We start from the raw sequence: 9,547 nt of genomic DNA, 5'->3' as shown, positions 1-9,547 counted from the left end.
TGATCAATTCCGCTGGTGGTTTGGGCGGTGCGAAGGTTCCGCAAGGCGCTTTGTTCTTATCGCCCGAATGGCGCGAACTATACCGGTTTGCATTGAAAGAAGCCAATCGTCTGGGAATAAAGTTTGGCGTAAACATGAGTTCCGGCTGGTGCATGGGTGGTCCCTGGATCCCGCCCCAACATGCCTGCCGCTGGTTCCTGCAATCAAAATTAACCGTTAAGGGCCCGCGAAAATTTGCCGGAAAATTACCGTTACCGGGTAACCGCGATGGGTACGACAACCTGGTGAATGCGCCCGGCTGGAAGGAGTATATCGATCTGCCATGGGAGCAAATAGATTATCGGGATACAGCCATTGTAGCCATTCCTGCGGCCGCCGACAACAATCCTTTACGGACAGATAAACGGTCAACGCTTTTTATTGCCAAAACCAACCGCAAGGATGCCAGCAACTTTATAAAAGCGAATGACGTGATGACGCCGGTGTCAACACCCTGGGAGGCAATGCCCGGCGATCAACCCATTCCGGTAGATAAAGTGATCGATCTCACCAGTAAACTAACCGCCGACGGGCAACTCGACTGGGAGGTGCCCGCCGGTGAATGGACCATTATTCGCACAGGGCATCGCATGACGGGTTCCAAAGTAATGATCGCACAACCCGAAGCCAGTGGCCTTTCAGTTGACTGGTTAAGCCATATCGGTGTTGACCTGCAATTTGAAAATGTAGGAAAGGTGCTGTTGCAGGAAGCAGGCCAGTATGCCGGAAAAACACTCAAATATTTCTGTGATGATAGTTTTGAAGATGGTTTTCCCAACTGGACAGAAAACATCATCCCCCAATTCAAAAAATACCGTGGGTACGATCCCACCCCATACCTGCCTGTACTGAATGGATTTATCATTGGCAGCGTAGAGGTTAGCGACCGGTTTTTGAACGACTATCGCAAAACCGTAGCCGATTGCCTGGCCGATGAACATTATAAACATTTTGCTGATCTGTGCCATCAAAACGGGTTGCAGGTGCAGAACGAAGCAGCAGGTCCCAGCCGTTCCGGCACCATGTGTATGGATGCTTTAAAGAACCTGGGCCGAAGTGATATGCCGCAGGGTGAATTCTGGCTGGGCGGCAAACATGATGAAGAAGGCGGTTTGGATGAAAAGCTGGGCTATGGCATGGTGCGGCTAGAGCAGGGACAGAATAAAGTGACCAAAATGGTAACTTCTGCCGCGCATATCTATGGAAAGAAAACGGCATCAGCCGAATCATTCACTTCCTTCCGTCACTGGTACGATTATCCCGGCAATATGAAACAGGCGGCCGATCGTGCTTTTTGCGAAGGCATCAATCGTTTCCTGTTTCATACCTCAACGGCTACGCGGCCAAAAGATGGCAAACCGGGTATTGAATATGGTGCGGGCACGCATTTTAATCCTAATGTAACCTGGTGGAACCAGTCCGGGCCCTTCCTCGATTATATCAGCCGCTGCCAGTACCTGTTGCAACAGGGTTTGTTTGTAGCCGATATCTTATATTATAACGGCGACATTACGCCGAATATCGTGCTGCCCAAGCATGTTGATCCATCGGCCGGTAAAGGGTATGATTACGATGTGTGCAATGAAGAAGTGCTGCTGACCCGGGTAAGCGTCAAAAACGGCAAACTGGTGTTGCCCGATGGGATGAGCTACCAGCTGTTGGTATTACGCGAAAATACCAGTATGCCGGTGCCCGTGCTGCAAAAATTAAAAGAGCTGGTACTGGCTGGCGCTACCATCGTAGGTCCCAGACCGGAAAAAGATAGTGGACTGAAAGATTATCCGCAATGTGATACCCGTGTACAGGAACTGGCAGCTTCCATTTGGGGAAAATGTGATGGGAAGACCATCAGGCAAAATGTGCTGGGCAAAGGAAAGATCTACTGGAATGTTCCTTTGCACGAAGTACTGAAAGAAAAGGGGATAGTGCCCGATTTTATTTGTGACAACGACAATGCCTTTATTGATTTCATTCATCGCAGCATTGGCGATACGGAAGTATATTTTATAGCCAATCGAAATAAGCGAGAGGAGAAGATGAACTGCCGGTTCCGCATCAGTGGCCGCCAGCCGGAGATCTGGGATGCCACCACCGGTGAAACCATACCTGTTAAAGCTTTTACCCAGGCTGATGGTTATACTACTATTTCTTTACAGTTTGCGCCCTTTCAATCATGGTTCATCGTTTTCAAAAAAGTCGTGTTGAAAAAACAGGCTGTTGTTAAAAAAGCAATCTCCAATTTTCTTTCTTTCACCCCTGTGCAGGAATTGACCGGCGCCTGGACGGTGCATTTTGATCCTGCCTGGGGCGGACCAGCCAGTGTTGAATTCCCTGCGTTGGAAGACTGGACCAAACGGCCCGAAGAAGGGATCAAATATTATTCCGGCAAAGCTACTTATGTAAAGCGCTTTGATGCAGGCAGTATTCAACCCGGCGTTCCATATTTCCTGGAAACCGGTGTAGTGCACAATATTGCCGAAATAAAATTGAATGGTAAAGCACTGGGCATTCTTTGGACGGCGCCCTGGCGTGTTGAAGTAACCGGATTGTTACAACCAACCGGTAATGTGTTGGAGATTGCAGTAGTCAATTGCTGGCCCAACCGCCTGATCGGTGATGCTGCTTTACCTGCCGAAAAAAGACTTACGCACACCAATATAGTATTTAAACCAGATGCGCCTTTAATGCCTTCCGGTTTATTGGGGCCGGTAGTGATCGTTAAAGGGGGGTAATTTGATTTAACAATTTTTGTAAAGTTTTTCTGAAATCGAGAAAGTTCATGGGTTTGGTAATACAGGCCGACCCATGATTTTTACAAAACTCGATATCATCCAGATCAGCAAAGGTGGTGAAAATGGCTATGGGGATTTCCTGCCATTTTTCAACGCTTCGGATATACTGTAAGGTTTGCCTTCCATCCATTTTTGGCATGTTCATATCGATCATGATCAATGAAGGATAGGGCTTTTTTTCAGCTTCAAGCTGATTCAGGATTTCGATACCCACCTCACTGCTTTGAGCTTTAAAGAGGGAAATGTCTGGAAACAAAGTATTAACAGATTCTTCAAATATCAACAGATCATCCAGGTCGTCGTCAATGTATAATATCGTCGTTGGTACGCGCTTCATCTTTCTGATAATAGATTTGTGGTTTGGATACAAGATGCCTGCCCAGGTTTAAAGCTGAGCCGGTCAATTTCCTTTTTTCATGATAATAGGTTAGCTGTGCTGAATACTTCAGCTGCTACATGTATTGCAGGGTGAGTACGGAAAGAATATGTATGCGTACTGTCAGAGCGTTAACCAGTATCGGAGGTAGTTCATTACCAACATAGCAATCATAAGGCCAAACTTTTTCAGCGACAGGATTTAGCAGGTTTAACGAGGTGAAAATCAAGGTGATTGATAGCGGAAATTTAAAAGGTTTTGCAAATAAAAAAAACTCCGGGCCTGTAACCGAACCGGAGGATTTTTTTATTTCCCAAATCATTTTATTTAACAGTCACTGCTGCTTTTGTTGCCGGAAAACAATCGATGATGTTTGGTGTTATGCTATTAAAATTAAATGGCTGCAGGTGTTTAGTGGTAAATGTATGAACGCCCTGTTTGATGGCGATCAGTACATCTGCCGGTACATGGGTAAACACTTGCGTTGTTAAATTGCCTGGCCACTGTATGGCCACTTCGTCAATAGTGGCGGCGGCCCCTGTTCCTATGTGTTGCATCAGCGGATTGGCGCCAAAACTGCCACCCGAATTTACATCGCGGTAAACTGTACGTTTATTACCGTTTTCTGTAAAAGATATTTTCAGGCGCGAACCGATCGCTGCGCGGTTACTCTCGCTGCCTTGTAAAGACAGCAGCAGCCGGTGATTGTTGTTTTGTCCGGGATTTATATACAGGGCATTTTCATACGCATCTCCAACATACGCACCACCCATTTCAATATAAATATCCTGGTCGCCATCATTATCCAGGTCAATAAAAGAAACGCCATGTCCTTTTTGCAGGTTGCCGACCCGGGCGGGGATGGTAACATCGGCAAAGCGCTTACCCTGCACGTTTTTGAACAGCTTGTTTGGCACTAAAGACGTATACTGCGGATTACCGGTACCCAGGTAAAAATCGGGCCAGCCATCATTGTCGATATCGCCAAAGTTGCCACCCATGGCAAAAGCAATACGGTTCAATCCCGACTTTTCCGATACGTCTTCAAAAGTTCCATCGTGTTTATTGCGGTAAAGGAATATATGTCCTGAATTGCCCGGTTGAACATGTAGCGCTTCTGCCGCCGCATACCAGGCCAGTGAACGATTGAATTCATAGCCGCAAACCAGGATGTCGAGCCAGCCATCATTATCATAATCCCAGAACCAGGTAGTGAAGGTAGCAGTGGTATTATTCGTTAAACCCGCCTCCTGCGAAACATCTTTGAAATGACAGCCGCCATTTACGACGCATTCATTTTTGAACAGGATCTTTCTGCCGTTTAAAGTAGAAATAAAAAGATCAACATAGCCATCGTTGTTATAGTCGCCCGAGGTTACGCCTTTTACAAAGGCGATCGTGGTGCAACCGGCTTTCGACGATGCTTCGGTGAATGTGCCATTTTTATTGTTGAGATAGAATTCACAGGGATTTATTTCGGCGTTATTGCTTGTTTCGTTGCCAATGAATACATCCAGCCAGCCATCATTGTTAAAATCGGCCCAGGTGGCCGTTTGAGTAGGATAGAAAGATAACAAACCGGCCTCCCGGGTAACATCGGTAAACGTGCCATCGCCGTTATTTCTTAATAACGAGTTGGGTTCTTTACCATATTTCCCTTTCCAGGCGCCCCGCAACACAAAAATATCCTTCCATCCATCATTGTTATAATCGGTTTGCATCATGTTCAATCCTCCCGTAAGTTCTTTTAGTCCGGAAGCTGCGGTAGCATCAGTAAAGGTGCCATTGCGGTTATTGATGTAGTAATGCATACCTTCCTGTAATCCCCAGCTGCTGGTGATGATGTCAACATAGCCATCGTTGTTAAAATCATCGATAACACTGCCGCCGGCCATATTCTTCACATTCAGTGACACCCGGGCGGAAAGGTCCCTGAAAGGTTTAATGGGGACGCTGCTATCGGCGGTGGGTAAGGTTATCAATAAATTCGATGGCACCTCTTGTGGATACCCACCTGTAGCCATGTACGCTATATTAAGCAGCCATCTCGATTCCAGGTCGCCATCGTATTTCAGGATGTTGGTGTACAATTCAATGGCTTTTTCAGCCCCCTGTTTGTTCACATGTATGCCTTTATTGGCAATAGGATAAATACAGGATTCACCAGTGTGATTATAAATACAGTTCTTTCTTTCGCCCAATCGCAGGTAGGCAATGGCCAGGCTTTTCATGACCATCTTTTTATTGTCGGGCAGGTACGGTGGCATATTTTGTATCAGACTTTCAAAAAGCGGAATAGCCTTATCTTCCTGTCCAAGCTCCAGCAAGGTATTGGCCAGGCCAAAGCTGGCCGAGGCTGAATCAGGATAGTTGGTGGCCGCCTGCAACAACGAATCGTAGAACACCTTTTTTCTTTCTGAGGCAAACGGGTTACCGGGTACATTTTCATTGTCGGCGACGGTTTGCAACAGGTTGATCATTTCTTCATTGGGCGAATGATGAATAGTACAAGAGAAGGCCGGCCATAATAATATGGCCAGCCATGCTCGAGGAAAGGCAATGGTCATGGAAGTATATATTGAGGCCTGCGATCAATGGTTCATTGATCACCAAGCCGCGTGGATGAATGAGTAGGGGAGTTGCCTCCCAATCGGGTTTACTAAGAATAAGCGTTAGCAGGTTAGCCTTGTGGCGGATGGAACGGAGCGTTCATATAGGGTAGTATCACCGGTGGAACGGGATGTTGCACCTGTTCACGGGTTTCACTCAATGGAAGGACTACCGTAAACCGGGTTACCGGTTGAACGTAGTCAACACCGGCCGGATTCTTTTTAAGCGCACCGGTATCCTTTGTATTGGTGGGTACATCATTTACTTTGCCTGCATAGGATATGCGGGCTTCGTATAACCGGGTTTTGTTTTCATTTGGTAAACACAACAGGTACAGGGTATCGTTGTAGATCTTTCTTTTCACATAACTATAAAAAACGCCATTTGCTTCCACTTCTCCATCTACCCGTTCATAAGAACTCCAGCTGGTAAGATAAGGGGTGTGCAAGGCGATCTTTACTTCAATAAGCTCGCTATCGTTGTACTTATTGTTATCGAGTTGTTGGGTTAGTTGTTGGTCAGACTGTTGCATGATATAGTCAAACAACAGCGTATAGCCTGCAAGGTTAAACAGATGAATTGCAAGTAACAATATGGCCAGTAACTGTTTCAGCGGTAAAAAAATAAGTAATGAATTTAAATAAAATAACGCAAACGGGCACGCATATTTTTAATTGTAATTCCTTGATGCGGTTATACGTCCATGAACCATAAGCAAAAATCACCAGTGAGCCGGGGTTATTACATAATTACCCACCAATAGTAATGAGTAACTTATAATGAGCTACTAATTTGTCAAACTGCTGCGGCTTTCTGCGTTTTGAGCAAAAGCCTGACGGAATTAGCGTTTTGCGTCAAGCCTTCGGCGTTAAGCGTCAAAAACGTACCTTGCAAAGTGAAATTATTGAGCATTCCCCTATGACAAAGGAAAAGCAAGTACAACAGGCCCTGGCGGCACAATTCCCGGCAGACAGATTAAAAACCCGTCTCATTGATTTGCATGCCTATTCTTCAGACGCCAGCTTTTATACGCTGGTACCCCAGGCCATTGTATTTCCCGTGAATATTGAAGAAGTGCAATCGCTTTTTAAACTGGCCAGACAGCACCAGACCTCGCTTACTTTTCGTACCGGCGGTACCAGTTTATCGGGTCAGGCGGTAACCGAGGGCATTTTGGTTGATCTGTCGCGCAACTGGCCGCTGATAAAAGCCGAGCAACAGGGGAGCGCCGTACGCGTGCAACCGGGTATCACGGGCAGCCGCGTAAACTTTTTCCTGAAACAATATAAAAAGAAGATAGGGCCAGACCCTGCTTCCATCAATGCCGCCATGATGGGAGGCATTTTGTCGAACAACTCCAGCGGCATGTGTTGTGGGGTGGTCAATAATAGCTATCATACCCTGAAGCAGGTGAAGTTTGTGCTGCCGAATGGAGAAGTGTTTGATACTGAAAACAGGGACGATTATAAAAGATTTGAAACAACCCAGCCCCGGCTGGCCGCCGGTATTCTGCAACTGGCGCAACGTGTAAAGGATAACCCGGCCCTGACCGCAAAGATCAGGGACAAATACAAGATCAAGAATACGGTTGGGTACAGCATCAATGCCTTTCTCGACTACCAGCATCCACTGGACATCCTGGCGCATTTGCTGATTGGGGCGGAAGGAACGCTGGCCTTTATTGCCGAAGCGGTGTTGAACACCATTCCCGATAAACCCTATAAAAGTACAGGACTGTTGTTCTTTGCCTCCACTACGGTGGCCTGTAATGTCATTCCAGCCCTGCGGGACAGCGATGCCGAAGCGCTGGAGTTTATGGACAGGGCCGCTATTCGTTCCATTGAAGACCAGGCGGGTGCGCCGGCTTTTCTGAAAACCCTGCCGGCAAACAGCGCAGGTATTTTGTGCGAATACCAGTCTGACACGGCTGCCGGGTTACAGGAAAAATTAACCCGGGCCGCACAGTTCCTCGATTCACTGCCCATTACCTATAGAACAGAGTTTACTACTGACGAATACCTGCAGGCCAGTTACTGGAAGCTGCGCAAAGGCATGTATCCTTCCGTAGCAGCGGTGCGGCAAAAAGGCACTTCGGCGATGCTGGAAGATATTGCGGTCCCGATCCAACATCTCGGCAATTGTGTGGAAGACCTGCAGCAGCTGTTTATTAAATATAAATATTACGACGCCATTATATTCGGTCACGCCAAGGAAGGCAACCTGCACTTCCTGGTGTCGCAATCGATAGACACCCCTGAGGAAGTTGCCGTTTTTGGCGCTTTTAATGATGAATTGGCGGAATTAGTCATAAAAAAGTACAATGGGGCGCTCAAGGCGGAGCATGGTACAGGCAGGCAGATTGCGCCTTATGTTGAAACAGAGTGGGGTACAGAAGGCTATGCCATTATGAAAGAGTTGAAAACCCTGATTGATCCGGATAACATTCTGAATCCGGGGGTTATCATAAACCCCGATAAGAATTGTCATTTAAAGAACCTGAAGCCCCTGCCCGTAGTGGAAGAAGAAGTTGACAAATGCGTGGAGTGCGGGTATTGCGAGCATAAGTGTCCGAGCCGGCATTTTACCCTTACACCAAGACAACGCATTGTATTGCGACGTTCTTTATCGCGTTTGCAAAAGGCCGGCGACACCCATACCTATAATAGTATATTAAAGGATTATGCTTATGATGGGTTGGATACCTGTGCGGTAGATGGCATGTGTGCTACCGAATGCCCGGTAGCCATCAATACCGGCGAGCTGGTTAAACGGTTGCGAAAAGAAAATCATTCCAAAACCGGCAATGCCATTGCGCTGCAGGTGGCCAAAAATTTCGGCCTGGTTGAACGGCTTATAAAAACCGTTTTGCGCAGCGGCCGCCTGCTGAACAATGTGTTAGGCAAAAAGGCCATGTACAAATTAACCAGCGGCGTTCGCAAAATAGCGCCTGCATTTCCTTTGTGGCCCCAACAGTTAACGGCGCCTTTAACAGTTAAAGCACAACTGCCTGAGCAGGCCGATGTGGTGTATTTTGTTTCCTGCATCAGCCGCACCATGGGCCGCGATATGGAGAAGAAAGAATCCATTGTGGATGTTTGCCGCCGCCTGGCTGAAAAGGCCAATGTACGCCTGCTCATTCCTGACAATCTTACTGGCACTTGCTGCGCACAGCCATTTGCTTCAAAAGGTTTTACGCCCGCATACCGGGTCATTGTAAATAAAACCATCGACACGTTGTGGGCGTGGAGCCAATCCGGAAGCCTGCCCATTGTGCTCGATATTACTTCCTGTACGCACTCCCTGCAAACCTGCCGGTCGTATTTGTCGCCTGAAAATCAACAGCGGTTCGACCAGTTAAAAATTATCGACAGTCTTCAGTTTGCTACAGATATACTCTTACCCCGATTAACGATCACTAAGAAAAAAGACAAAGCTGTATTCCATCCCGTGTGCTCCCTGCACAAAATGAACCTGAACAAAAACCTTTTACAGCTGGCTGCACAAACCGTTGCAGAGCCTGTTATTCCCAGTACTGCCGGTTGTTGTGGTATGGCTGGCGATCGCGGGTTTTATTATCCGGGCTTAACAGCGAGTGCAACACAAGCCGAAGTGGAAGAGGTAAACAACGCAGGTTGTAACGATTGTTACTCAACTGCTAAAACCTGTGAAATGGCATTGGCTGAATCATCAGGTAAGAATTATCGTTCAGTGTTGTATTTGCTTGATGAAG

The 9,547-nt window shown here is 47.0% G+C and carries 5 protein-coding genes; 2 read left to right on the top strand and 3 right to left on the bottom strand.

What is annotated here, in order from left to right; all coding sequences use genetic code 11:
- A partial coding sequence (locus ACJ751_RS12385; protein WP_407745810.1) for a glycosyl hydrolase occupies positions 1-2,771 on the top strand: 2,771 nt, incomplete at its 5' end.
- On the opposite strand, the gene ACJ751_RS12380 is transcribed toward ACJ751_RS12385, so the two are convergent.
- The 3 genes from ACJ751_RS12380 to ACJ751_RS12370 all read right to left on the bottom strand — a co-directional run bounded on the left by ACJ751_RS12380 (position 2,758) and on the right by ACJ751_RS12370 (position 6,409).
- The gene (locus tag ACJ751_RS12380) at positions 2,758-3,168 is read right to left on the bottom strand and encodes a response regulator (protein WP_407745809.1); all 411 of its coding nucleotides are present in this window, start codon (positions 3,166-3,168) and stop codon (positions 2,758-2,760) included. The genes ACJ751_RS12385 and ACJ751_RS12380 overlap by 14 nt on opposite strands.
- A 362-nt stretch (positions 3,169-3,530) precedes the next feature.
- Positions 3,531-5,774 (bottom strand): FG-GAP-like repeat-containing protein, encoded by a 2,244-nt coding sequence (locus ACJ751_RS12375; protein WP_407745808.1) that lies wholly within the window; start codon positions 5,772-5,774, stop codon positions 3,531-3,533.
- 113 nt (positions 5,775-5,887) lie between these two features.
- Entirely contained in the window at positions 5,888-6,409 is a 522-nt protein-coding gene (locus tag ACJ751_RS12370; protein WP_407745807.1) for a hypothetical protein, read from the bottom strand.
- 326 nt (positions 6,410-6,735) lie between these two features.
- Between ACJ751_RS12370 and ACJ751_RS12365 the strand changes: the two genes are divergently transcribed.
- On the top strand, positions 6,736-9,547 hold a 2,812-nt coding region (locus ACJ751_RS12365; protein ID WP_407745806.1), incomplete at its 3' end, for an FAD-binding and (Fe-S)-binding domain-containing protein.

The sequence above is a fragment of the Niastella sp. genome, assembly GCF_045805085.1.
Lineage (GTDB): Bacteria > Bacteroidota > Bacteroidia > Chitinophagales > Chitinophagaceae > Niastella.
Note: the sequence above shows the minus strand (reverse complement) of the source record. Positions and strands in the feature narration are given on the sequence as shown.